Source organism: Rhizobium sp. P1_C7, assembly GCF_056406295.1.
On sequence record NZ_JBFUAL010000004.1, the window covers coordinates 85,246 to 106,086 of the forward strand.

General features: G+C 59.5%; 23 protein-coding genes. 14 read left to right on the plus strand and 9 right to left on the minus strand.

The genetic code is table 11. The features are described 5' to 3' along the window. Window positions 1-5: 5 nt before the first annotated feature. From pepT to kdpF, 8 genes are all read right to left on the minus strand, one after another. The gene (gene pepT / locus AC1D2R_RS07230) at window positions 6-1,238 is read right to left on the minus strand and encodes a peptidase T (protein ID WP_477966221.1); all 1,233 of its coding nucleotides are present in this window, start codon (window positions 1,236-1,238) and stop codon (window positions 6-8) included. A gap of 76 nt (window positions 1,239-1,314) precedes the next feature. Beyond that, entirely contained in the window at window positions 1,315-2,016 is a 702-nt protein-coding gene (locus tag AC1D2R_RS07235; protein ID WP_477966228.1) for a response regulator, read from the minus strand. Then, window positions 2,013-4,724 carry a DUF4118 domain-containing protein gene (locus tag AC1D2R_RS07240; RefSeq protein WP_477966230.1) on the minus strand — a complete coding sequence of 904 codons (2,712 nt, stop codon included), beginning with the start codon at window positions 4,722-4,724 and terminating at the stop codon, window positions 2,013-2,015. Before AC1D2R_RS07240 ends, AC1D2R_RS07235 begins: the two co-directional genes overlap by 4 nt. A gap of 107 nt (window positions 4,725-4,831) precedes the next feature. Beyond that, window positions 4,832-5,401, minus strand: a complete 570-nt coding sequence (kdpC, locus tag AC1D2R_RS07245; RefSeq protein ID WP_477966232.1) for a potassium-transporting ATPase subunit KdpC — start codon at window positions 5,399-5,401, stop codon at window positions 4,832-4,834. A 12-nt stretch (window positions 5,402-5,413) separates the two neighbouring features. Beyond that, window positions 5,414-7,501, minus strand: coding sequence for a potassium-transporting ATPase subunit KdpB (kdpB, locus tag AC1D2R_RS07250; protein ID WP_477966234.1), 2,088 nt, complete (start codon window positions 7,499-7,501; stop codon window positions 5,414-5,416). Window positions 7,502-7,549: 48 nt separating this feature from the next. Further along, window positions 7,550-7,705: a hypothetical protein gene (locus tag AC1D2R_RS07255; RefSeq protein WP_477966236.1), complete on the minus strand. Its 156-nt coding sequence runs from the start codon at window positions 7,703-7,705 to the stop codon at window positions 7,550-7,552. Between the two features lie 9 nt (window positions 7,706-7,714). Next, a complete protein-coding gene (gene kdpA, locus AC1D2R_RS07260; RefSeq protein WP_477966238.1) occupies window positions 7,715-9,418 on the minus strand; it encodes a potassium-transporting ATPase subunit KdpA in 1,704 nt (567 codons plus the stop codon). A 35-nt stretch (window positions 9,419-9,453) separates the two neighbouring features. After that, window positions 9,454-9,543, minus strand: a complete 90-nt coding sequence (kdpF, locus tag AC1D2R_RS07265; RefSeq protein WP_477966240.1) for a K(+)-transporting ATPase subunit F — start codon at window positions 9,541-9,543, stop codon at window positions 9,454-9,456. Between the two features lie 1,263 nt (window positions 9,544-10,806). Between kdpF and AC1D2R_RS07270 the strand changes: the two genes are divergently transcribed. The 14 genes from AC1D2R_RS07270 (at window position 10,807) to AC1D2R_RS07335 (ending at window position 20,171) form a co-directional block, all read left to right on the plus strand. Then, entirely contained in the window at window positions 10,807-12,063 is a 1,257-nt protein-coding gene (locus AC1D2R_RS07270) for a hypothetical protein (protein WP_477966242.1), read from the plus strand. Window positions 12,064-12,078: 15 nt separating this feature from the next. Next, window positions 12,079-13,038 (plus strand): hypothetical protein, encoded by a 960-nt coding sequence (locus AC1D2R_RS07275; RefSeq protein WP_477966244.1) that lies wholly within the window; start codon window positions 12,079-12,081, stop codon window positions 13,036-13,038. An 82-nt stretch (window positions 13,039-13,120) separates the two neighbouring features. Next, window positions 13,121-14,359 carry a DNA (cytosine-5-)-methyltransferase gene (gene dcm, locus AC1D2R_RS07280; RefSeq protein WP_477966246.1) on the plus strand — a complete coding sequence of 413 codons (1,239 nt, stop codon included), beginning with the start codon at window positions 13,121-13,123 and terminating at the stop codon, window positions 14,357-14,359. Then, window positions 14,359-14,826, plus strand: a complete 468-nt coding sequence (locus tag AC1D2R_RS07285) for a very short patch repair endonuclease (protein ID WP_477966248.1) — start codon at window positions 14,359-14,361, stop codon at window positions 14,824-14,826. The genes dcm and AC1D2R_RS07285 overlap by 1 nt, the downstream gene beginning before the upstream one ends. Further along, on the plus strand, window positions 14,813-16,054 hold the full coding sequence (locus AC1D2R_RS07290) for a type II restriction endonuclease (protein ID WP_477966250.1): 1,242 nt from the start codon (window positions 14,813-14,815) through the stop codon (window positions 16,052-16,054). The genes AC1D2R_RS07285 and AC1D2R_RS07290 overlap by 14 nt, the downstream gene beginning before the upstream one ends. A gap of 433 nt (window positions 16,055-16,487) precedes the next feature. Beyond that, a complete protein-coding gene (locus AC1D2R_RS07295) occupies window positions 16,488-16,727 on the plus strand; it encodes a hypothetical protein (protein ID WP_477966252.1) in 240 nt (79 codons plus the stop codon). A 32-nt stretch (window positions 16,728-16,759) separates the two neighbouring features. Beyond that, entirely contained in the window at window positions 16,760-16,888 is a 129-nt protein-coding gene (locus AC1D2R_RS07300; protein ID WP_477966254.1) for a hypothetical protein, read from the plus strand. A gap of 279 nt (window positions 16,889-17,167) precedes the next feature. Next, entirely contained in the window at window positions 17,168-17,419 is a 252-nt protein-coding gene (locus tag AC1D2R_RS07305) for a hypothetical protein (RefSeq protein WP_477966256.1), read from the plus strand. 108 nt (window positions 17,420-17,527) lie between these two features. Continuing rightward, complete coding sequence (locus AC1D2R_RS07310; RefSeq protein ID WP_477966258.1) at window positions 17,528-17,722, plus strand: hypothetical protein; 195 nt, start codon at window positions 17,528-17,530, stop codon at window positions 17,720-17,722. Further along, entirely contained in the window at window positions 17,715-17,942 is a 228-nt protein-coding gene (locus AC1D2R_RS07315) for a hypothetical protein (RefSeq protein WP_477966259.1), read from the plus strand. Before AC1D2R_RS07310 ends, AC1D2R_RS07315 begins: the two co-directional genes overlap by 8 nt. Continuing rightward, on the plus strand, window positions 17,939-18,169 hold the full coding sequence (locus tag AC1D2R_RS07320; RefSeq protein WP_477966261.1) for a hypothetical protein: 231 nt from the start codon (window positions 17,939-17,941) through the stop codon (window positions 18,167-18,169). Before AC1D2R_RS07315 ends, AC1D2R_RS07320 begins: the two co-directional genes overlap by 4 nt. After that, window positions 18,166-18,480, plus strand: coding sequence for a hypothetical protein (locus tag AC1D2R_RS07325; protein ID WP_477966263.1), 315 nt, complete (start codon window positions 18,166-18,168; stop codon window positions 18,478-18,480). Before AC1D2R_RS07320 ends, AC1D2R_RS07325 begins: the two co-directional genes overlap by 4 nt. Next, window positions 18,477-18,710 (plus strand): hypothetical protein, encoded by a 234-nt coding sequence (locus AC1D2R_RS07330; RefSeq protein ID WP_477966265.1) that lies wholly within the window; start codon window positions 18,477-18,479, stop codon window positions 18,708-18,710. Before AC1D2R_RS07325 ends, AC1D2R_RS07330 begins: the two co-directional genes overlap by 4 nt. Window positions 18,711-18,836: 126 nt before the next feature. After that, a complete protein-coding gene (locus AC1D2R_RS07335) occupies window positions 18,837-20,171 on the plus strand; it encodes a DNA cytosine methyltransferase (protein ID WP_477966267.1) in 1,335 nt (444 codons plus the stop codon). 303 nt (window positions 20,172-20,474) lie between these two features. Here the strand turns inward: AC1D2R_RS07335 and AC1D2R_RS07340 are convergent, their stop codons facing one another. Then, complete coding sequence (locus AC1D2R_RS07340) at window positions 20,475-20,783, minus strand: hypothetical protein (protein ID WP_477966269.1); 309 nt, start codon at window positions 20,781-20,783, stop codon at window positions 20,475-20,477. Window positions 20,784-20,841: the final 58 nt, after the last annotated feature.

A 20,841-nucleotide genomic window follows, 5' to 3' on the forward strand; every position in this document is an offset into this window, starting at 1 on the left:
CTCACTCAGGCGCGCTCTTCCCAGACCCTTGCCAGTTCGACGACCGTCTTGACCGCCCTTTCCATGTCCTGCCGGCTGACCCATTCGAGCGGCGAGTGGAAGGCGTGGCCGCCTGCGAAGATGTTGGGGCAGGGCAGGCCCATGAACGACAGTCGCGATCCGTCGGTGCCGCCGCGAATGCTGCCGCGCACCGGCTCCATGCCGGCGCGCCGTATAGCCTCGACGGCATGATCGACAATCTCGGGATGTCGGTCGAGCACGACCTTCATGTTTCGATACTGCTGCGTGACCTCGAACGTGTAGAACGAGCCGGGATAGCCGGCCATGACCTCTTCGACGATCGCCTCGAGCATTGCTTCCTTGGCAGCGAGGCCCTCATCGCTGAAGTCGCGGACGATCAGGCTGATCGCTGCCTTTTCCATCGACCCGGTCACGCCGGTGGGATGCACGAAACCTTCCTTGCCTGATGTGGTCTCGGGAGCGACATCCCTGGGCAGCCGGTCGATGATCGCGCCGGCGATCTTGACGGCGTTTTCCATCTTGCCGATGGCAAAGCCCGGATGGATGGCGACGCCCTGGATGCTGATCTCCACGCCATCGGCCGAGAACGTCTCGTCCTCTATGTGACCGGCAGTCGAGCCGTCCATGGTGTAGGCGAACTGCGCTCCCAGCCTGGCCAGATCGACCTTATCGACACCGCGGCCGATTTCCTCGTCCGGTGTGAACAGGATCTTGATCGTCCCGTGCTTGATCTCGGGATTGGCGACAAGGAATTGCGCCGCCGTCATGATCTCGGCAATACCGGCCTTGTCGTCGGCGCCGAGCAGTGTCGTGCCATCCGTGGTGATGAGGTCGTTGCCGATCTGATCCCTGAGCGCGGGATGATCGCCGACCCGGATGATTTGCTGCGGATCGCCGACAAGCTGGATATCGCCGCCGCCGTAGTTCCGCACGATCTGTGGCTTGACGTTCGTCCCGCTGAAGTCAGGCGCCGTATCCATGTGCGAGCAGAAGCAGATGACCGGCACCGGCTTGTCGGTGTTCGATGGAATCGTCGCATAGATGTAGCCATGCTCGTTAAGATGCGCATCCGAAAGGCCGATCGCCAGCAGTTCATCGACCAGAAGGCGACCAAGGTTCTTCTGCTTTTCGGTCGAAGGCTGCGTCGGTGACTGTGCATCCGATTGTGTGTCGATAACGACATAGCGAAGGAAACGATCGGTAACAGTATCGGTCATGGGGCGTCCAGTTCATGTGCGTCAACCGAGAACCGCTGTACCCTTCCTCAGCCTCTGCGTGAAGCATTTTCGTTGCCTACATACTCGGATCGGCCTCCCTCAGCCGATAGCCGACGCCGGTCTCGGTGGTGATGTACTGGGGTTGATCTGGGCTCGCTTCGATTTTCTGGCGGAGCTGGCGCACGTAGACGCGCAGATACTGCACGTCGGCCGCCGGTCCCCAGATCTGCTTGAGCATGAACTGGTGCGTCAACACCTTGCCAGAGTGCTGTGCAAGTACCCTGAGGATGTCGTACTCCTTCGGCGACAGCTTGATCTCGTGATCGTCGACCTTGACGATGCGCTTGACGAGGTCGATCGACAGGCCGCCCGTGCGGAAGACCGCCCTTTCTCCCTGCTGCTGCAGCCGATGGCGCAGCGCCACCCGAATACGGGCGCCGAGTTCGTTGATGCCGAACGGCTTGGTCACGTAGTCGTCGGCGCCCGTTTCGAGCGCCTTGACGATACCGGCCTCGTCGGTGCGACTCGACAGAATGACGACGGGAGTCGCAAGCCCCTGCTCGCGCCATTCCCGCAGGAGGTCATGGCCGGGCTGGTCCGGCAGGCCGAGATCGAGGACGATGAGGTCGGGCGGCACGTCCTGCGCGGCATGGCGGGCGGCTGCGGCGTCGGCCGCCTCATGCACTTCATATCCCTGCGCCGTCAGGCCGACGCGAAGCAGTTTGCGGATAGGCGGCTCGTCGTCGACGACGAGAATCTTTACGGGCGAACCGGTCATTTGAGCTCATCCAGCTTGAGAATGTCATTGGATTTGGGCAGGCGTATGGTGAAGACGGCTCCAGTGCCGTCCGCCCGGTTGTCGGCCGTGATCGACCCGCCCATGGCCTCGATGAACCCGCGGCAGATGGACAGGCCGAGGCCGGTGCCTGCCCGCACCTGATCGCCTTTGCGCACCCGATAAAATGTGTCGAACACGCGATCGAGATCGCCAGGCGGAATGCCCGGGCCAGTGTCGGCAACCTGCACGACAATGGTGTCGGTCCCGGTCCAGCCCGTGATGTCGATGGCGGAGCCCTCTGGAGCATATTTCGCCGCATTGTCGAGCAAGTTGAAGAGTACCTGCTCGAAGAGGACAGGATCGACGCGGACAGCGGGCAAATTTTCGGGGATCCGCACATTGATCCGATGCCCTCCGAGGATCTTCGCGCCGCGTCGCAGCGCGGTGCCGACGACGTCGCCGATGTCGTGCAGCGCGTAATTCGGCACCATCGCACCGGATTCGATCCTCGTCATATCGAGAAGGTTGGCGATGAAGCGATTGAGGCGCTCGGATTCGTCCACGATGGTAGAGAGCAGGTCCGTGCGGTCCTCTTCCGACATCGGGGCGAAGTAATCGCGCAATGTCGTGGATGCCCCGAGGACGGCGGCAAGAGGCGTCTTCAAGTCGTGCGAGATCGAGGTCAGCAGGGCGGAGCGCAACCGGTCGGCCTCTGCGGCAAGCTTTGCATGGTCCATGGCTGCAACGAGCTGGATGCGTTCGATGGCGAGCGCAGCCTGATCGGCCAGCGCGTCGAGCAGGCGCTGCTGCTCGGGCGTCAGCAGCGGGCCGTCGCGGCGGTCGTTGTCGAGGCCGATGACGCCGACCGCCGTTCGGCCGGTGCGCAGCGGCACATAGAGGCGCTTGGCGCCGGGCAGGGTGTCGGCGCCGCGACCTGCCGCATGATTGTGCTCCCACGCCCAGCGGGCAGCGGCGATATCGGCATCGTCGAGCGTATCGTCCGGCGGATAGCCGGCCTTGACAGCAATTGTTCCATCCTCGGGCAGCAGCAGCACGACACGAACCTTTAGCATCGAGGCAAGCTGAAATGCCGTTGCCCAGAGGACGTCGTCGAGCGTGCCGGTGCCGGCAAGCTTCTTCGAAAAGAGGTAGAGGTCTTCCGTCGTGCGTGCCCGTTGCCGGGCAGCGGCTGCCTGCCGCTGGACTGTTGCCGTCAGATTGCTGGCGATGATCGCGACGCCAAGAAAGAAAAACAGCGCGAGAACGCTTTCCGGATCGCTGATGGTCAGCGTGTAGCGCGGCGGCAGGAAGAAAAAGTTGAACGAGAACGCGCCGAGGATACAGGAATAGAGCGCCGGGCGCAGTCCGTGCAGAACGGCGGAGGTGAGAACCGCCATAAGGAAAACGAGGGCGAGGTTGCGCACGTCAAGCACCTGATCGAGCACGATTCCCACGGGAAGCGCAATGGCCACATAGGCGGTTGCGAGCAGATAGGCCCGGACATCGAGCGCCGGTGTGGCCGGTACCGCCGCTTTCACGCCGCGCCGGGAGGTCTCCCGCTGGTCGTGGCCCGATATGACGTGGACGCTGATATCGCCCGCCTTGCGGATCAACAGGTTGGCGGTCGAGGGCTGGAACCATTCGCGCCACGCGGGCTGCCTCGGTGCGCCGATTACGATGTGGGTGACGTTGTTCGCCGCCGCATAGCGCATGAGTTCTTCGGAAGTCTCGCGTCCCGGAACCGTGATCGCTTCGCCGCCCAGTTGCTCGGCAAGACGCAGCGTTGCCGCGATCGTGTCGCGTTGCGCCTCCGTCAGATTGATCGAGCGGTTGGTTTCGACGTTGACCGCGACCCACGGCGCCCGCAACCGGGAGGCCATGCGCGCGGCGTAGCGTACCAGCGAAGCGGAGCTCGGATGGTGGTCGACCGACACCAGGACACGCTCTCCCGCCGCCCATGGCCCAGAGATCGCGTGAGCCTGCATATGGGTGAGCAGCTGGTCGTCGACGCGCTGGGCTGTCCTGCGGAGTGCCAGTTCGCGCAGCGCCGTCAGGTTGCCGGGGGTGAAGTAGTTGGTCAGTGCTTTTTCGGCCGTTTTCGAAACATAGACCTTGCCGTCATGCAGCCGCTTGATGAGGTCGTCGGGCGTGAGATCGATGATCTCGACGTCGTCGGCCATGTCGATGACCGAATCCGGTACCGTCTCTCGCACGCGGATCCGGGTGATCTGCGACACGACGTCGTTCAGGCTTTCGACATGCTGGATGTTCAACGTCGAATAGACGTCGATGCCGCGATCCAGCAGCTCCTTGACGTCGAGATAGCGTTTCGGGTGACGGCTGCCCTCGGCATTGGTGTGGGCAAGCTCGTCGACGAGAACCAGTCCCGGCTTGCGGGCAAGGATGGCGTCGAGGTCCATTTCCTCCAGCAGTCGGCCCTTGTAGTCCACCCGGACCCGCGGGATAATCTCGAAGCCGTCAAGCAGCGCCTGCGTTTCCTTGCGTCCGTGGGTTTCGACGACCCCGACCACGACATCGACGCCATCGACGATCTTCGCATGGCCGGACCCCAGCATTTCGTAAGTCTTGCCGACGCCAGGGGCTGCGCCCAGGAATATTTTCAGACGCCCGCGCGTCTCGGCCCGGGCCTTCTCGAGAAGCGCATCGGGCGAGGGCCTGCCGGCCTGGTCGCGGTTGTCGTCGGGCATGCGGTGCGGTCTTTCCTAGGATGCATTCATGACGTCTCTCCCACCTCCCTCATCCCTGTGACAAGCACAGGGATGAGGGAGAGTGTAAAGGATATCCAATCGCCAAGTCATTGTGTCATAGAAGCATCGAGGCTTTGGTTCAACGCCAGAACATTGACGACGGGTTCGCCAAGGAAGCCGAGTTCGCGCCCCACCACCGCACCATCGACAAGCTCCTTCACCTTGGTCTCGTCCACGCCGCGCGCCCTGGCGACGCGCGGTACCTGGAAGTAGGCGGCTGCGGGCGAGATGTGTGGATCGAGCCCGCTGCCGGAGGCGGTCACGAGATCTGCGGGCACATCGGCGCCAGGGTTGGTTGCCGTTGCTGCCTCGTAGTCGGCCTTCACCCGGTCGATCAGCTTCTGGCTGGTCGGCCCGAGGTTGGAGCCGCTCGAGCTTGCGGCATTGTAGCCGTCTCCGGCAGCTGAAGGGCGGCCATGGAAGTAGACGTCGCTGGTGAAAGCCTGTCCGATCAGCGTCGAACCGATGACCTTGCCGTCCTTTTCGATCAGGCTGCCGTTGGCCTTGGCGGGGAAGATGGCCTGCGCCACCCCCGTCATGCCGAGCGGATAGAGAAGGCCGGTGATGGCCGTGGTTGCGACGATCATGACGATCGCGGGGCGTAGTTGCTTCAACATGAACATTACTCCTTAGGCGAGGCCGATCGTGGTGATCAGCATGTCGATCGCCTTGATGGCGATGAACGGAACGACGATCCCGCCGACGCCGTAAATCAGCAGGTTGCGGGAGAGCAGCGCGCCGGCGCCGATCGGGCGGTAGCGAACGCCCTTCAGCGACAGCGGAATGAGGGCGATGATGATCAGCGCGTTGAAGATGATCGCCGACAGGATCGCGCTTTGCGGCGTCGAGAGACCCATGACGTTGAGCGCCTTGAGCTGCGGATAGAAGGTCAGGAACATCGCCGGGATGATGGCGAAGTACTTGGCGACGTCGTTGGCGATCGAAAACGTCGTCAGCGCGCCGCGGGTCATCAGCAGCTGCTTGCCGATCTCGACGATCTCTATGAGCTTCGTCGGGTCGCTGTCGAGGTCGACCATGTTGCCCGCTTCGCGGGCAGCGACCGTTCCGGTGTTCATGGCGACGCCGACATCGGCCTGCGCAAGCGCCGGTGCATCGTTGGTGCCGTCGCCGCACATGGCGACGAGCTTGCCCTTGGCCTGCTCCTCGCGGATCAGCGACAGCTTGTTCTCCGGCGTTGCCTGCGCCAGGAAATCGTCGACGCCTGCTTCGGCGGCGATGGCAGCTGCCGTCATCGGGTTGTCGCCTGTGATCATTACGGTGCGGATGCCCATGCGCCGCAATTCGGCGAAGCGTTCGCGGATGCCGCCCTTGACGATATCCTTGAGCTGGATGACGCCGAGCAGGCGGCCGTCGCGGGCGACGGCGAGCGGTGTGCCGCCACCCTTGGCGATTTCGTCGGCGCTGGCCTGAAGCTCACGCACGGTTTCGGTGTTTGAGCGCAAGGCCACGTTGGCGTTTCCGGCAGACAGCATTGGACCGCCGTCGACGTAGGCAAGCACGGCATCGACCGCACCCTTGCGGATCGACGAACCCTCCACGTCGACGCCGCTCATTCGGGTCTGCGCGGTGAACGGGACGAACGTTGCCTTCAGGCCGCTCATGTCGCGGCCGCGCAGCGCATACCTTTCCTTGGCGAGCACGACGATGGAGCGGCCTTCAGGCGTTTCGTCGGCAAGCGACGCAAGCTGGGCGGCATCGGCGAGTTCCCGTTCCGCGACGCCGCGCACAGGGTGGAAGGCGGTCGCCTGGCGGTTGCCGAGCGTGATCGTACCCGTCTTGTCGAGAAGCAGCGTATCGACGTCGCCTGCAGCCTCGACGGCACGGCCGGACATGGCGAGCACGTTGAAGCGCACGAGACGGTCCATGCCGGCGATGCCGATCGCCGACAGAAGGGCGCCGATCGTCGTGGGGATCAGCGTCACGAACAGAGCCACGAGCACGATGATCGGGATCGAGCCGCCGGCATAGGCGGCAAAGCTCGGGATCGTCGCTGTCGCCAGCACGAAGATTAGCGTCATCCCGGCCAGCAGAATGTTGAGCGCGATCTCGTTGGGCGTTTTCTGCCGTTCTGCCCCTTCGACAAGCGCGATCATCCGGTCGATGAAGGTCGAACCGGCGGCGGCCGTGATGCGAACGCGGATCCAGTCGGAGAGCACCTGCGTGCCGCCCGTGACTGCCGAGCGGTCGCCGCCGGATTCGCGAATGACCGGAGCGGACTCGCCTGTTATGGCGGCCTCGTTGACGGAGGCGACGCCTTCGATCACTTCGCCGTCCGACGGGATGATGTCGCCGGCTTCGACGAGCACAAGATCGCCTACCTTCAGGCTGGTGCCGGGCACCATACGATAGCCGCTGCCGTTGTTGGCGGTGAGTAACTTTGCCTGCGTCTCGGTGCGCGCCTTACGCAGCGAGTCGGCCTGCGCCTTGCCGCGGCCCTCGGCCACCGCTTCGGCAAAATTGGCAAACAGCACGGTGAACCAGAGCCAGAGGTTGATTTGGAAAGAGAAGGCGAGATCGCCGCCGCCGGTGATGACGTCTCGGATGAAGAGGACTGTCGTCAGCGCAGAAACAGTGGCGACGACGAACATCACGGGGTTCTTGGCAAGCGCCCGCGGGTTCAGCTTCTTGAAAGCGTCGCCGACGGCCGGAATGAGGATGCGGGCATCTAGGATGCTCACGGATTTTGCCTGGCTCATAAGAGAACTCCAGCGTTTGAGACGAGGATTTGGCGACCGGAAGACCGGTCAGCCCGAAATCAGTTTGCAGGCGGCGATGGCCACCAGCAGGGCGGCCAGCATCACGAGGATGACGTCGGAGGCGCGCATTGACCTGGCCGCTGCCCGCCCCGGAAAACAGGAGCGGGCAGGGAGCTTGTGGCGCTTGAAATGCCTGATCATCATCATCATTCCTCAGAAGGTCTGGCCCGAGATCATGACGAGGTGCTCGATGACGGGACCGAGGGCCAGCGCCGGGAAGAAAGTCAATCCGCCGACGATGACGATCGTGCCCGTGAGCAGGCCGACGAACAGCGGCCCATCCGTCGGGAAGGTACCGGTCGAAGCCGGAACCGTCTTCTTGGCGACAAGCGAGCCTGCAATCGCAAGGGCAGGAATGATCACCAGGAAGCGTCCGGCAAGCATGGCGATGCCGAGCGTGACGTTGAACCAGCGCGTGTTGCCGGTCAGTCCGCCGAAAGCCGAGCCGTTATTTGCCGCGGCAGACGAGTAGGCGTAGAGGATCTCCGAGAAGCCGTGCGGCCCCGTCGTTCCGACCGAAGCGACCGCCGATGGCAGCACGCTGGCGATGGCCGTAAAGACCAGCATTGCGAGCGGCAGGCAGAGAATGGCGAGCACGGCCATCTTCATTTCCTTTGCCTCGATCTTCTTGCCGAGATATTCCGGCGTGCGGCCGACCATGAGACCGGCCACGAAGATGGCGATGATGACGAACAGCAGGATGCCGTAGAAGCCAGCGCCGACGCCGCCAACGATTACCTCGCCGAGCTGCATGTTGATCAGCGGAACGAGGCCGCCAAGCGCCGTGAAGCTGCCATGCATGGCATTGACCGCGCCGCAGGAGGCAGCCGTCGTGATGACCGCGAAGAGGGAAGACAGCGTCATACCGAAGCGGACCTCTTTGCCTTCCATGTTGCCGCCCTGCAGGCCGAAGGCATGCATCAGCGGATTGCCGGCGGCTTCAGCCCAATAGGTGACAGCAACACCCGCCAGGAACAGCACGAACATGCTGGCGAGGATCGCCCAGCCCTGACGCTGGTTGCCGACCATGCGGCCGAAGACGTTGGTGAGTGCCCCGCCTATCGCAAAGATCGTCACCATCTGGATAAGGTTGGAAATCGCATCGGGATTTTCGAAGGGATGGGTGGAGTTGGCGTTGAAGAAGCCGCCGCCGTTGGTGCCGAGCATCTTGATAGCAAGCTGCGAGGCGACGGGACCGACCGCAATCGTCTGCTTGGCGCCCTCGAGCGTCGTCGCGTCGATATAGGGGCCGAGCGTCTGTGGAACGCCGAGATAGACGTAGGCGAGCGTGAGGATGATGCAGAGCGGCAGCAGCACGTAGAAGGTGGCACGGGTCATGTCGACCCAGAAATTGCCGACCGCCTTGCCGGAGGCGCGTGCGAAGGCACGGATGAACGCCATCGCGATGGCGATGCCGGTTGCCGCCGAAACGAAGTTCTGTACGGTCAGACCCGCCATCTGGGTCAGGTACGACATGGTACTTTCGCCGCCGTAGTTCTGCCAGTTGGTGTTGGTCACGAAGCTGACGGCCGTGTTGAAGGAAAGCTCGGGGCCGACTGCAGCCATGCCGGCCGGATTATAGGGAAGCCCGGCCTGCAGTCGCATCAGTCCATAGAGCACCAGTACGCCGAGAAGGTTGAAAAGCAGCATGGCGATGGCATAGGCCGTCCAATGCTGTTCCTCCCGCTCGCTGGTGCCTGAAATCGCATAAAGTCCTCGTTCGATCGGAACGAGGACCGGTGACAAAACTGTGCGCTCGCCGTTGAAGACACGCGTCATGTAGCCGCCGAGCGGTTTGACGAGCGCAAGAACGATCCCGCAGTAAAGCAGGATCTGAAGCCATCCGTTGAGGGTCATCGTGATTAACTTTCAATACCCGGCGCTTGGAGGGATCAGAATCGCTCGGGGCGGATGAGGGCATAGGTGAGGTAGAAGGTAAGGAACACGGTCACTCCACCGCTGATAATGTAGTCGAGAGTCATCGCTTGTTTCTCCGGCTAGAGCCCGTCGCAGGCTTTGGTGTAGGCGACGCAGAGCACGAAGAATAAGATCGTGATGCCGAGCAGAACGACGTCGATCATCGATCATCACTCCTGTTTTGTTTCGGATTTGAAGGCGGCGCGGCAGATGAGACTGATCCGCGTTCTTCGTGACGTTGGAAACGATCTTGCGATCTTCCGAGCCTCAATATGCGCTCGGAGCGCATAAACGATCGAGACGAGGCCGCGGCCGCGAATATAAAAATCTTATAAACGGGGAGGGGAGGGAGCAGCCCTATCGTCTTACATTGCAGAGGTCGGTGGAAAATGACGTTGAGACACCGCAAGGTACGAGCGCAGGGTCAGGGAGGATTGCAATGGCCGTGTTCGGACGTTGTGGCGAACAGTCCGGGTGAGCGTCGCATCTTCGGTCTGAGCAGGCATCAACGAACGACCGCGTGCCGACATCGGGGTGCAGGAGCGGAAACGGCCGGAAAACATGCCGTCGTTGATGACTACGCAAATGAATTGGTTGAGAAAAACAGAATTGGCTGGGGAACCTGGATTTCGACAGCCGCTTCAAAAAAATAATGACATACAATGAGTTACGACATCTTGCGGCCGTCAATGTGGGGGTGGCTTGTGGGGTTGTCAACACTTCATCGTCGAGAGTAGGCATCATTGCCTTGCGCGACGGGGATGAACCCAAGTCGCCCCGCGAGGGGCGTGAGGCCCTTCCCCGGGAGAGGGCCGCGGCACCGCCCGCGGCGGGGTGGGGGGAAGGCATCAAGTACGATACGTGCAAATCGTTTCGTATGCGGAACGTATTTTCGGCGCTTGACCTGTGCATCGCAGCGCATGAGCATAAAAAAACACCACGTCACAGGGCGGGAACCCTCAGTGGTGTTTTTTCAAGGACAGGTTCATGATTGCCAACGGCGCGATTGTTGTAAAGACCCCCATTTGTGAACGTTGAGCGCGGGGCTGGGACATACCCCAGCCAAGTCGACGTCACCCCCAACCACCAGGTTCAAAATTGTTGACAAGCTCTTCACCGACAAGAGCGTCAGCACCTCCGACGATACCACAACCCACAAAACGGCTGGCAAAACCAGTCGCCCTAAAACCACCATCGGCACACATTTCGATTGCCAGCCTTTCGTCGTACCCGAATTCTCCAACGACGGAGAGTGGCGCAAGGACCCCGCAAGGCATCGTCCTCTCGGTCTTTCGTGGCGTATGCCTTCGGAGGAACTGACTGCGGTCATGGACCTTCCGCAAATGGACACGCCCGCCGGTCAGGAAGTCCTTGAGGCGATCACGGCGGATGCCATCGTCTCGGCTCACCTCTATCCCGGCCGCCGTATCTCCTATTCCCGACGTGCCGGATACTGGGCGCAGCGTGTCCGTTACTCCGGACCAGGTTTTCGTTGTGATACGGTCACGAAAGCTATCGACAAACTCGTCGAGAAGGGAATTCTCATCGAACACGACAGACGCCCACCCGGAAAGCGCGGTGTCCAGTCCTCGTATTTTCCCAACCCGATGCTTGCCGCCTTCGAAATACCGAAGCTTCACAAGCGGCGGGGCGAGTGTCTGATCCTAAAGAACAAGGACGGTGACCTGATCGCCTACAAGGATACGGTCGAAACTCGTGACAGGCGGTACATGCTCGATAAGGTCAATGGCGTCCTGTCGAGAACGGAGTTCACGATCGACCGCGAAGGCATCGTGAACGAGGGCCAGTGGCTGCGCATCGACGACTACATCGTATCTCCTGCCTCCACGGCAATGCACCGCGTCTGGAACGGCGGCTGGACGCTCGGAGGGAGGTATTATGGGGGGTTCTGGCAGAACATGCCGGGAGACGATCGCCGCCATATCCTTATCGACAGAAGCGAGACGCTTGAGGTCGACTACGACCAGTTGCACGCCCGGATCATCTATGTCTGGGCGAAGAAAAAACTCGTCGGTGACGCGTACGTCATCGACGGCTTCGAGCGCAAGGTCGCGAAGAGGGCGTTCTTCATCATCGTCAACGCGAAGACCTACCTCGCGGCCAAAGGTGCGGTTGCAGAGTATCTGACGGAAAAAGGACTGGACCCGAAACTAGCGGGTAAATTGATCGGCGCGATGAAGAACCGCCACCCCCAGGTCGCAGAGTATTTCCATTCGGGTATCGGCTTGAAACTCCAGAACCTGGACAGTCAGATGGCCGAGTACGTCCTACGTACCATGACGGTTCAGAAGGGAGTCCCGTGCCTGCCGATCCACGACTCGTTCATTGTTCCTAAAGGACAGGCCAGGACGCTCATCAAGACGATGAAAACGGCTTACGAGAAGTTCGTCGGGAAGGCCTCTGCGCCGGTCTGCTCGATCAAGAATCCTCCAAGAATGGATCGTGTAAAATCAGAGACTTACACGCCTGAGGTCCACACCTTCGAATGCTCCGCCCCCGACATTTCTCCTGGTTCACTACCACACGTCTGGCTCGTGCAAGCTCTGGCCCTTAGGGATCGGTGATTGCTGGAGTGAACCATGAATTGCCTTCATCCTTTTTGTCCGATGTCAGTCAGTAGCATTTCGCCTGACTGGGCATCGGTCGTTGGTCATCACGACCTCAATATCAAATTGTCCGACCAAGCCACTGTAGCGGCCTTTCTGAATGCAAACTTTCGCGCACCAGGGACATGGACTTCCGCGGAACCGTTAAGTCCGCCAGTCACCAAAGCCCTGCTCAAGCGGCTGCTTGATAGCTGCCCTTGCCTTTTCACGCAGATTGAAATCGCACCGACTGCACGTGCGGTTGTCCATTTATGCGAGCTTACCCTTGGGGAGAAAATAACTTCCGCCAACGTCCATGAGGCGTTTCTGATTCAACATCCTCGCGCCGGCACACCGCCCTGGAAATATTCGCCTCGTAGGTCGCCTAAAGGCATTGGCGGTTCGATCATGGAATTTCTGTGTAGCGAGGTTCTGACAGCTGCAGGGATACCCATGATGTCACTGGACAAGGCGAGATGGCCGCTATGGAAGATGCCAGGCCACATAATCATGAACGAAGGAAAGATGTCCGCATTGAAGGCGTTCGGAGACATCCTCATTCCCTGTGCACCTACAAATCTAGTGATATCGGTCAAAAGCGAAGCTGCCCGCGAAAGACTCCTTTATTCGGCAAATTCAATCGAAGGCATTGGGTTTGGATTCTTTAATCAGGCTAAGGAATTCTGGACGATCAGTAGAATGTCTTTGTACAAACGTATGGGATTTTCCGCCATCTACATGCCTGACGAAACTCACCGATCCATCATGGGCCGCCTCCTTGCCGAGGGTACTGAAAGTCACGCGGTGAACGTCAATGGAAGTGCACTGTACCGACCCCTGACGCAATTTGGCGACGATATGCGACGGGTAGTCGGTCGTTCCAGCTTGCAGCTCGACCCGCCGCCGAAACTGGTTAGGAGCCCCCAGAAGCACTCCCGTAAAAAATCAAGTTGACATCTTTTTGTTCTTGTTATGTTCTATGGATAGCTTCCTGCCGTAATGTCAGAAAGATTCCCAGAGAATGCCGAGGTGATTCATGAGTGATTTTTCCGCCCTTCGTCAGAAAACCGGGCTGGGTATCCCCGAAACGGCCGAACGACTGGGCTATACCGAACGTCAGGTCTACCGCTGGGAATCGGGGAAGAACATTCCCCGCAAGATAGTCATGGACTCCCTGGAAACCGTTCGAAACGAGCGGTGCGCCGAGCCTGCCTCCGAACATTCCTTTACTTTCATTGATCTGTTCGCGGGGATCGGCGGGCTTCGTCGTGGTTTCGATGCCATAGGGGGAAAGTGCATTTTTACCTGCGAGCGCGACAAACATTCGCAGGAAACGTATCGGGCAAATTACCCGGAGGATGACCACAACATCTTTCCGGACATCACGAAGCTGCGCGAGGAAGACATCCCGCCTCACGATGTTCTTTTGGCTGGTTTCCCCTGTCAGCCGTTCTCGATCGCAGGCGTCTCCAAGAAGAACGCCTTGAACCGGCCCCACGGCTTCGCCTGCGAGACGCAGGGAACGCTGTTCTTCGACATCCAACGCATCCTCGCGTACCATCGTCCCAAGGCGTTCCTGCTCGAAAACGTGAAGAACCTGGTCAACCACGACAAGGGGCAGACCTTCAAGGTTATCCGGAACGTGCTGGAAAACGAACTTGGCTATACGATCCAGTGCAGGATACTGGATGCCAAGTCCTTTTTGCCGCAACACCGCGAACGTATTTTCATTGTCGGCTTTAGGGACGAATGCGGTTTCGATTTCGAGGACCTTGTTGTACCCGACGTTATGAAGGGGCCGACCCTCAAGACCATCCTGCATCCGGAGAACGGAGAGGAAGCCCCGGAGAAGCCGTTCACGGATGGCAATATCGGCCGGGTGTCAGACAAGTACACATTGAGCGACAAGCTGTGGGCCTACCTCCAGGCCTACGCCGAAAAGCACAAGGCTAAGGGCAACGGCTTTGGTTTCGGTCTGTTCGGCCCGGAAGGCGTCGCCCGTACCCTGTCGGCCCGCTACCACAAGGACGGATCGGAAATCCTGATTTCCCGTGGCGACGGGCGGAACCCGCGCCGGCTAACGCCACGGGAGTGCGCGCGGCTCATGGGCTTTGATCTTCCGGGACAAAGCGACTTCATAATCCCCGTGTCGGACACGCAGGCATACCGCCAGTTCGGTAACTCCGTCGCTGTTCCCGCCGTGGAGGCCGTTGCGCAGCTCATGAAACCCTACATTCTCGATGCCCGCGAAGAGGTCGTCAGAAAGCGGGCCTGATGGCTGATATCGTCACTCCTGACAAGCGCAGCCTGATGATGTCGGGCATCCGGGGAAAGGATACGAAACCGGAAATCCTGATCCGCAAGGCGTTGTTCGCGAGGGGATGGCGCTATCGTCTCCACGACAAGCGGCTGCCGGGCAAGCCCGATTTGGTATTCCCGCGGCTACGAGCCGTCGTGTTCGTGGACGGCTGCTTCTGGCATGGACACGCCTGCCACCTGTTCAGGTTGCCGTCCACACGGGTGGATTTCTGGACGGAGAAGATCGGGCGCAACCGCGAACGGGATATCGAGGTGAGGCGAAAACTTCACGACTTGGGATGGCGTCACCTGACGGTATGGGAATGCGCCCTGAAGGGTAGGGCGAGGTTGCCGATCGTCGAAGTTATCGACGGGGTGGCGGACTGGCTCGAATCAGGCAAGGATTCCGCGACAATAGAGGGAGTGACGGATGGCAGTCGGTGACCTGACAGACTGGATGGACGAGTTCGGTCGACCGGGTTTCATCTGGTACGCCAAGCGCCTGTCGGGCAACGACACGCTGGCGAACGGTTCGCATCAGGCCGGCCCCTACATCCCGAAGGATTTCCTCTTCGAAATCATCCCCAGCCTCAATCGCCCTGACGAGTTGAACCCGGATGCCCGCTTCGAGCTCTATGTCGACTCTCATCCCGATCTGCGGACTATCAGGGCGGTCTGGTACAATAACAAGCTTCATGGAAAGACGCGGAACGAGACCAGACTAACGAACTTCGGCGGTGGTCACTCCGCACTTCTTGATGCAGACAGTACCGGCGCGCTGGCTGTTTTCGCTTTCGCGCCCGAGACAGAGGCTGCCGAGGCATCGTGCCATGTCTGGCTGTGTGATGACGGCACCCAGGCCGACCTGATCGAGGAACGTCTCGGCCCCGTCGAGCCCAAGATTCCTGTCATATGGCGTCCAGGAATATCGGAGCCGCAGGCGGACCTGTTCACATTCTCGCCTGCAGCGCGGACATCCTGCTGGTTGGGCCCGGCCGAAATGCCTCCGGAATGGCTGGTGACGTTTCCGACAGGCCGCGAGATAATCCGGAAGACGATATCGCTCAGGCCGGCGACGGGGACGAATGCCGATGTCCGCCTTCTGCGACGCCGCGGATGCGAATTCGAGATTTTCAAAAGTGTCGAACAGGCGACATGGATGCCCAAGATCAGCGAGGGCTTCCATACGATCGACGGATTTCTTGGCCTTGCCAACACCATTCTGCAAAGCCGAAAATCGAGGGCTGGCAAGTCGCTTGAGTATCATGTCGGGGCGATCTTCGAGGAAGACGGGCTATTGCCCGGTTCGAACTTCGCCCACAACCCAATTATTGAAGGTAACAAGCGGCCTGATTTCCTTTTTCCGAACGTCGAGGCATATGAAGACCGTGCTTTTCCCGCGAGTAGGCTGCGGATGCTTGCCGCGAAAACGACGTGTAAGGATCGGTGGCGTCAGATCATCAACGAAGCCGACCGCATCCAGACAAAGCATTTGCTGACGCTTCAGGAAGGTGTGTCCCAGAGCCAGTTTCACGAAATGACCGAGGCAGGGGTAAGATTGGTTGTCCCTGCCGGCCTACATGATTCATATCCGGAAACCGTCCGTCCGCACCTCATCACTTTCGAGGCGTTCATCAGCGACGTCCGACTGCACTGTGACACCAACAGGTAGGCAAGAAGCGCAAATACGCAGGCGCACTGGCAGGGAAGCACGTACAGCATCGTTTTGCCTTCGGATGACCCACAAGGTCTTCCGAAACCGTTTCCCCACCCTCAGCGGCAAGCCTACCGCCGTTCTCACTCTGTCAACGGCGGTACCGTCCTCCTCTTCGTTTCGGCCCTGCGGGTGATCGCCGTCGCGAGCGCTGGCGTGATTGAGGTATCGGGACGGGGAACGTCATCTAGGCCGCGCTACGCGCGGGTTCAAAGCGGCCTGCGGCGCATCGAACAGGGAACAACCGAAGGTCAGGAAGATCATTAAAATCCAGACAATCCCGTTAACAACGTCTCCGGCACAACTCAACCTTTCCGCGTAGGGTCCTGGGCTCTGGTTCCGGAAAATGGTATAAATACCTCAATGAAAACAATTAAATTGAGGGCTCGCAATGGCGATCACCATCACAGTCATTCACGGGCTGTCGTTCAATCTCCTCATTGAAGAAGTTAACGATCGTGATCCCAGCGGTCGCCTCGTCTGCTACCTCGCCTCGATTTACAAGCAGGACAAGGGCACCTCCGCTCGACGTCTGGTCCGTCGGTCACGTCTGCCCGGTGCCGCAGCCGAAATGACGCGGGAAATCCAGCGTGACGGTATCCGCGCATTCCGACGCCTTGCGCATATCTGAAAACCCACATCCCCACACCGAAAGGAACTGACATGGTTCTCCTGCGAATTCTCACCCTCCCCATCGCCCTTCTGACGTTTTCGGCCCTCTACAGCGCCAGCATCAAAGCGCCTCAGCTTGTCGAGACGAGAAGCCTTCTTCTCTGGTCGTCTTTCCGTTGACCGTAGCCGTCCTACAGATATGGCGCGCTCTGCGCACTACAACCAAAGATTAAATTCAAGAACTCGATGTCGAAATTCAAGACCTCGTCAGGTGATAAATTCAAGAACTCGCCAGGTAAAATCGAAAGATCGAGTTCTTGAAATTTATATAACAAAATCAATATGTTGATTTCGATCCGTCATCTTCCTATATGAGGTTCAACGGTGTGAGGCAGACGAGCGCCGACCGCCCGACGAGGAAATTAATACAACTTTGTATAGAGTGAGGAGCATACAGATATGACCATACCAAAGCGCTGGAAGATTTCAGAAAGTGAGGATTGGGCAGCGTGCACAATGTCGATCCTGGGCGGCCGATATAAGCTGTATACTGGAGAACTTCCCAAACTTGCAGAAACCGTGTGCTGGTTCGTCCGGCTCAACGGACGCGTGATCGCAAACGGCATTTGCGATGATGTCTTTGAAGGCATGGCAAAATGCGAACACTTCGCAAGGAACTGGGCGCGGCGGGAGTGGCGAGTTTACGGCTGACCAGAAAATCGTCATCAGCCGATAATTTTTCGCTTGTGCTGCCGTTCAATCGCTCCAACACTTTGGATGTGAGGGCGCACAAAGACACGTTCTCACAGGAACCCTGAAATGACAATGGAAACAATGAATAACTCGCTTCCGCGGGAGCGGCGAAGCCGTACCGAACGGCTGACGGTGGACCTACCTGCCGGAACTCTTGCGGCACTGAAAATCCACGTTGCCCTGCGTGAAACGACGATCCGTGACGTGATCACCGCCTCGTCCAGAACACCATCAAACCTGAAGGAAAACAGGCATGACTAAAGATTTGACACCACAACTCGATGACGACCAAGCAACACACATTGCCGGCTTGATGGGCGTCGTCGATGTCATCCTCGGAATGAACTCCCTTCGGGGCGAGTTGTCGCGGATCGGCATGCCGAAGACCCGGATTGATGGGGTCATGGGCGACATCCTGACGATCCTGACCACAGACGCGCATGAAGGCGAGAATACGAAAAGTGAAGGAACGCGCGCATGAGCAGGCAGGAAAAGCTCCAGAAGCTTGAAACACTTCTGGCCGGGACAAGCTTCGGAATAAAGATTTCGGACCAAGGGCCAACTCTCGTCCAGATGAACGATGGCGAAACTGTCGAGGTGGTGTCCGGGAATGGCGATGATTTCATCGAATTCCTTGAGGCCTGGCATTCTCTCAATGGGGAGATCGCATCGCAGGGCACGGTGATACTTGGGAGGACAAACGCATGAAAGTAAGCTTCCTGCAGCTCTCGGACATGATGGTCATCGTCCATCTGTCAATGGCCCGCGACGAAATCGAGACGGGCGAACCTTGGTATCAGCCCCAAGGATATGCGATCGCCGCTCAGAAAGACTGCGATAAGGCTGCGGCTGCAATCAAAGAAAGCGGCCTGACAGATTTCACGGTCGCATTGGCGGTCGCGGCAATTGTTGAGGCCTCGAAAGGCGCTGCCTCCACCAGCACGGAAAAGATGGTCTATTCCTGGGCATCGCATATCCACCGACTGTGGCATGAAAGCATGGAAGCTGTGACGTCATGATCGAGGAACCCATGACGCGATTTTCAGACATCCCCACGGAAAAGTTTCCACTAAATTTCGACAAATACCGTCAGCTTCGGGACGATATCTATGCTGCTGCGGACGGTTTCGATGATCTCGGGACCGCCGACGGGTACGCAGTTTCCAGAGAACTCATCCAAGTCCAAATTCACCTTGGCCGCGCTTGGGAATTGATCCGCTCGATAGAGCACCGTAAAAGCGCGCGCTGAAATGGCAGGTCGTCTATTCGCACTTTTGTAACCCCTGGCATGCCATTTCCGTCACGTACAAGTACGTGACATTTTGAGGCTGGTGTTTCAGTGCGGGCAGTTGAGTTGTTTTGCGGTGCGGGCGGCATGTCCCGCGGTCTGATCGATGCAGGATTCACGATCGTCAAGGCATATGATGCCTGGCCAGTGGCGGTGGAAAACTACCGCCATAACATCGGCCCACATGCCGAAGTCGCGGACCTCAAGAATCTTCTTTCCATTGTTCCAGAAATTTCCCGACTTGCACCGGACCTGATCTGTGGCGGTCCCCCGTGTCAGGATTACAGTCTGGCCGGCCGCCGCGAAGAGGGCGAGAATGCCAGCATGACGATTGCCTTTGCCATCACCGTGACGACTGCACGCCCCGAATGGTTCCTGATGGAAAACGTCCTCCAAGCAGAAAAATCGGAAGCTTGGGCGGAAGCCCGCGCGATGCTGAAGCGGGCCGGCTACGGACTGTCAGAGTCCAAGGTCACGGCCAGTTTTTATCGCGTTCCGCAGTCCAGGCGGCGATTTTTCTGCATCGGACGCTTAGGCGAGCGAGACGGATTCCTCCAATCAGCAATCGCAGGTGCGGCATCTCCGCAGCCGATGACACTGAGGGATTTGTTCGGTGCTACCGTGCCGAGCGCTATGTATTTCCCCGCGACGTCGGAAGCACGCCGCTCTGTCTGGTCCACAAATGAACCAGCGCCGACGATCCGGGAGCGATCTATAAACCCGATCCCCGAAACCTTCAGACCACATGTCGCCGATGCAGCTCTTATCGAAAACGGCTTCGTGTACTCACGCCCGGTGCGGGGTGGTCGTGGCGTCCGTTCGATCGACGAGCCGTTTCCGACCGTGACAAGAACGTCGTGGGAGCGGCCTGGTCCCAAGTACCTGAGCGCTCCACATCCCGATGACCCGACACCTGCCGCCTCAACAGCCGCCCTCACGAGAGAACAGGCATCGCGGATACAAGGCTTTTCAGCAGACTGGCGGTGGATTGCGAGCACGCAGCGCGACGTACTCCAGATGATTGCCAACGCGGTTCCAGCGCCCGTTGCCAAGGCGATCGGCGAAGTCATTCTGGCCCGACACCATGGACGTTCCTTCCCCGCTATCGAAGGCCGTTTCCTTGACTGGCTCTCCCGTGGTGGACGTAGGCGGGCATCGGCCCGCAACGTCAAGGCCTGTGTCGGCCGAGCGCGGCGTCTACTCGGAGGGCGGACATTCGCCGACATCGCCATGGAGATCGTTGCCCTTGAAACCGCAGCCGGTTTCGACACGCTGCCGAAAGGGACCCGATCCGATCTCCGCCAAGCGCTTCGTCTTCATGTCGAATTCCTGGAATCGAAGTCATCACGAGCGAAGAGGCGGACAGCAGCAGCGTCGGTGGCCGTCGTCGCGGATGCCGCCGAACTGGCAGAGGCCGCATGAAACGAGGATAACCAGGCATATCCATCCATTTCGACCCGCAACGGCAGGAATCGAGGCGCAGGGAAGCCCGTACAATGCGTTTGTGGACGTTGACGGATGTCTGACACCTGCCGGATCGGGATCGCTGGTATCGATACAACGGGGAAGAAAATCCAGATTCCTGTCAGTTATGGCATCGGTTGCGCCGGGGCATGGTCGGCAGGGTCCGTCAGAGGACGAGGCTTCGCGTCTGGTAACGTACGTGACGGCTGCCGACGCCCTATCGGGAAATCGGTGTCAAAATCGTCTGGCGTCATCGGAACCTCAGGCCGTCGCTGCAGACGACGGCACATCGGCGCGCGTGTACCGGATGCTCACGGTGTAGGTGCCCGATCTCGGCACGCCCCACAGGTCGAGCGGGTCATATCCCCGGCGGCTGTCGCGACGCACCCGCATCCAAGACTGCATAACTTCCACCGACTGCGACCAGCCGGCTGCCGTGTAATAGGACCACAGCCGCTGGTCTTGTCCGGCATTCGCCGAGACATCGGTGACGGGCAGCATCACGCTTTCTGCCGCAGCCGATCCAGCCCACAGCGACGCTGAGAGGACAAGGGTGGTGCCCGTCTGCATGTCCGCCCCCTCCTAGCCTTCGGCCAGTTGTCCAAGGCTATCACCAGAAGCGGCGGCA

Excerpts from the sequence above, each read along its gene's own strand:
- kdpB (WP_477966234.1), bottom strand. The coding sequence starts at position 7,501 with ATGAGCCAGGCAAAATCCGTGAGCATCCTAGATGCCCGCATCCTCATT.
- AC1D2R_RS07285 (WP_477966248.1), top strand. The coding sequence starts at position 14,359 with ATGGCTGATATCGTCACTCCTGACAAGCGCAGCCTGATGATGTCGGGC.
- kdpC (WP_477966232.1), bottom strand. The coding sequence starts at position 5,401 with ATGTTGAAGCAACTACGCCCCGCGATCGTCATGATCGTCGCAACCACG.
- AC1D2R_RS07330 (WP_477966265.1), top strand. The coding sequence starts at position 18,477 with ATGATCGAGGAACCCATGACGCGATTTTCAGACATCCCCACGGAAAAG.
- AC1D2R_RS07320 (WP_477966261.1), top strand. The coding sequence starts at position 17,939 with ATGAGCAGGCAGGAAAAGCTCCAGAAGCTTGAAACACTTCTGGCCGGG.
- kdpF (WP_477966240.1), bottom strand. The coding sequence starts at position 9,543 with ATGACTCTCGACTACATTATCAGCGGTGGAGTGACCGTGTTCCTTACC.
- AC1D2R_RS07315 (WP_477966259.1), top strand. The coding sequence starts at position 17,715 with ATGACTAAAGATTTGACACCACAACTCGATGACGACCAAGCAACACAC.
- AC1D2R_RS07310 (WP_477966258.1), top strand. The coding sequence starts at position 17,528 with ATGACAATGGAAACAATGAATAACTCGCTTCCGCGGGAGCGGCGAAGC.
- AC1D2R_RS07335 (WP_477966267.1), top strand. The coding sequence starts at position 18,837 with ATGTCCCGCGGTCTGATCGATGCAGGATTCACGATCGTCAAGGCATAT.
- AC1D2R_RS07235 (WP_477966228.1), bottom strand. The coding sequence starts at position 2,016 with ATGACCGGTTCGCCCGTAAAGATTCTCGTCGTCGACGACGAGCCGCCT.
- AC1D2R_RS07305 (WP_477966256.1), top strand. The coding sequence starts at position 17,168 with ATGACCATACCAAAGCGCTGGAAGATTTCAGAAAGTGAGGATTGGGCA.
- AC1D2R_RS07340 (WP_477966269.1), bottom strand. The coding sequence starts at position 20,783 with ATGCAGACGGGCACCACCCTTGTCCTCTCAGCGTCGCTGTGGGCTGGA.
- AC1D2R_RS07325 (WP_477966263.1), top strand. The coding sequence starts at position 18,166 with ATGAAAGTAAGCTTCCTGCAGCTCTCGGACATGATGGTCATCGTCCAT.
- kdpA (WP_477966238.1), bottom strand. The coding sequence starts at position 9,418 with ATGACCCTCAACGGATGGCTTCAGATCCTGCTTTACTGCGGGATCGTT.
- AC1D2R_RS07295 (WP_477966252.1), top strand. The coding sequence starts at position 16,488 with ATGGCGATCACCATCACAGTCATTCACGGGCTGTCGTTCAATCTCCTC.
- dcm (WP_477966246.1), top strand. The coding sequence starts at position 13,121 with ATGAGTGATTTTTCCGCCCTTCGTCAGAAAACCGGGCTGGGTATCCCC.
- AC1D2R_RS07255 (WP_477966236.1), bottom strand. The coding sequence starts at position 7,705 with ATGATGATCAGGCATTTCAAGCGCCACAAGCTCCCTGCCCGCTCCTGT.
- AC1D2R_RS07300 (WP_477966254.1), top strand. The coding sequence starts at position 16,760 with ATGGTTCTCCTGCGAATTCTCACCCTCCCCATCGCCCTTCTGACGTTT.
- AC1D2R_RS07290 (WP_477966250.1), top strand. The coding sequence starts at position 14,813 with ATGGCAGTCGGTGACCTGACAGACTGGATGGACGAGTTCGGTCGACCG.
- pepT (WP_477966221.1), bottom strand. The coding sequence starts at position 1,238 with ATGACCGATACTGTTACCGATCGTTTCCTTCGCTATGTCGTTATCGAC.
- AC1D2R_RS07275 (WP_477966244.1), top strand. The coding sequence starts at position 12,079 with ATGAATTGCCTTCATCCTTTTTGTCCGATGTCAGTCAGTAGCATTTCG.
- AC1D2R_RS07270 (WP_477966242.1), top strand. The coding sequence starts at position 10,807 with ATGGACCTTCCGCAAATGGACACGCCCGCCGGTCAGGAAGTCCTTGAG.
- AC1D2R_RS07240 (WP_477966230.1), bottom strand. The coding sequence starts at position 4,724 with ATGCCCGACGACAACCGCGACCAGGCCGGCAGGCCCTCGCCCGATGCG.